This is a genomic window from Profundibacterium mesophilum KAUST100406-0324 (genome assembly GCF_009835145.1).
In the GTDB taxonomy this organism is placed as follows: Bacteria; Pseudomonadota; Alphaproteobacteria; order Rhodobacterales; family Rhodobacteraceae; genus Profundibacterium; species Profundibacterium mesophilum.
In genome coordinates, this window is sequence record NZ_APKE01000112.1 from 1 (window position 1) to 233 (window position 233).

The window sequence follows — 233 nt, forward strand, 5'->3', positions numbered from 1 at the left end:
GGTGCCTTCACATCCCTCAGCGGAACGGTGGCAGACGCATGAGCACTTACAATATCGCAGTTCCGGCCCTTCGCACGGGCGATCCGGAGATCTTCTTCGACGGCGCGCCCGGCAAGGAAACGGGCGCGCAGCCCTTCGCCGTCACCACGGCCGACATCGGCAACCGGGCGGAGGCGGGCGCGCTCGACTTCCGCAAGCAAATCTACCGAATGCGCCGGGCCGTCACCAGCGTG

1 protein-coding gene is annotated in these 233 nt (G+C 67.0%); it reads left to right on the forward strand.

From position 1 onward, the window contains the following. Window positions 1–38: 38 nt before the first annotated feature. Window positions 39–233: hypothetical protein (locus tag PMES_RS16480; protein WP_159966788.1), on the forward strand; the 195-nt coding region annotated here is incomplete at its 3' end.